The organism is Nostoc sp. (assembly GCF_035638895.1).
In the GTDB taxonomy this organism is placed as follows: Bacteria; Cyanobacteriota; Cyanobacteriia; order Cyanobacteriales; family Nostocaceae; genus Nostoc.
In genome coordinates, this window is the sequence record NZ_DASQZC010000258.1 from 1 (window position 1) to 1,817 (window position 1,817).

Genomic DNA, 1,817 nt, shown 5'->3' on the forward strand with positions numbered 1-1,817 from the left:
ATGGAATTTTGAAATCAAACCAATAAATAATTAGTATTTACCAGAGTAACCAGATATGTTCAATGCCACTGAAATTTTAATTGATGCCTTTGTAAATGAAATTCGAGAAGGCTACCGTCGCACCTACGGCTGCTTCAAAAATGATTATCAGGACATTATTGCCTGGGCTGGTAACATGGCTTTGGAAAACATTGCCAATAGCGACGCTCTTTATCACAATGTTGAACACACAGTACTTGTAACCCTGGTGGGGCAAGAAATCTTACGTGGCAAACACATTAGGGAAGGCGGTGTTTCCAGTGAAGACTGGCTGCATTGTATCATTTCCTTAGTGTGTCATGATATTGGCTACGTTAAGGGAGTTTGCCGACAAGACCGAGAGACAGCAAACTTATATTCCACAGGTAAAAATGGCAAAATGATTTCTGTAGCTCCTGGCGCTTCTGATGCCAGTCTCACGCCGTATCATGTTGATAGAGCCAAGCTTTTTATTGATGAGCGTTTTGGAGGTCACAAGTTAATAGATGCTGAGGCAATTAAGAGCAATATTGAATTGACTCGATTTCCCGTACCTGCGGCAGAAGATCATCAAGATACAAGGTGTTTTGCAGGATTAGTCCGTGCTGCGGATTTGATTGGTCAACTAAGCGACCCACGTTACCTGAAGAAAATTACTTCTTTATTTTACGAGTTTGAAGAAACTGGAGTAAATAAAGTTTTGGGCTATAAAACCCCTGCTGATTTACGTAATAACTACGCTAAGTTTTACTGGAATGGCGTCTATCCCTATATCCAAGAAGGGCTGCACTATCTATCACTGACACAACAGGGAAAACAAATTCTGGCTAATCTCTACTCAAACGTGTTTGTTGTAGAACATGAAAAACAACAGGAAGAACAGCAGCGCTATTTAGAGAAATTAGGAGTTGGGAATTAGGAGAGACGCGATTAATCGCGTCTGTACAGGAGTTATGAATTAAGATAAAAGTTTAATAACTCATAAATCCTAATTTATAACTCCTAACTACTATGGATTGGTGGCGACGACTCAAGAAAAATCCTTTGGCACAATTTGGGGCAATTTTGCTGTTAGTTTTCTACATAGCAGTAATTGCAGCAGATTTCGTGGCTCCTTATGACCCCTATGCTTCACAGCCCAATGGTTCACTGCTTCCACCAACTAAGATACATTGGGTTTCTAAATCAGGACAGTTTATCGGGCCGTATATTTACCCGACGACTCAGGGAGACACAAATTTAGAAACAGGCGATCGCGAACTCATTGTAGACTTGACAAAGCCCTCACCCCTGCGTCTATTTGTCTCCGGGCCAGAATACCGATTGTTGCAGATGAGTTTGCCATTACCCCCAAAGTGGGATGAAGTCACAATCTTTCCTGGTATTCCCTTAAATTGGCATTTATTTGGCACCACAACTGGGACAAAATTCAACATCTTGGGCACTGATGACCAAAGCCGCGACCAATTCAGTCGCCTCTTACATGGCGGTCGCATCAGTATGTTTATCGGGATTTTTGGTATTATCATTACCTACCCCCTCGGTTTGATTATCGGGGGAATTTCTGGCTATTTAGGCGGTGTGACTGATAGCGTCATTATGCGCTTGGCAGAAGTGCTAATGACTTTCCCAAGTATTTATCTTTTGGTGACTTTAGGAGCAGTTTTACCACCTGGTTTAAGCAGTACCCAGCGTTTTTTGCTGATTGTGGTGATTACTTCGGTTATTAGCTGGGCTGGTTTAGCACGGGTCATTCGAGGACAGGTACTATCAATTAAAGAGCGAGAATTTGTCCAAGC

Annotated in this window: 2 protein-coding genes; both read left to right on the plus strand. The window is 42.0% G+C overall.

The features are described from left to right. Positions 1-55: 55 nt before the first annotated feature. Entirely contained in the window at positions 56-937 is an 882-nt protein-coding gene (locus VE944_RS12530) for an Npun_R2479 family HD domain-containing metalloprotein (RefSeq protein ID WP_324977415.1), read from the plus strand. 92 nt (positions 938-1,029) lie between these two features. Next, the coding region (locus tag VE944_RS12535; RefSeq protein WP_324977418.1) for an ABC transporter permease at positions 1,030-1,817 on the plus strand (788 nt) is incomplete at its 3' end.

What these genes read in the sequence shown, in the direction of transcription:
- VE944_RS12530 (WP_324977415.1), top strand. Translation starts at nt 56, where the DNA reads ATGTTCAATGCCACTGAAATTTTAATTGATGCCTTTGTAAATGAAATT.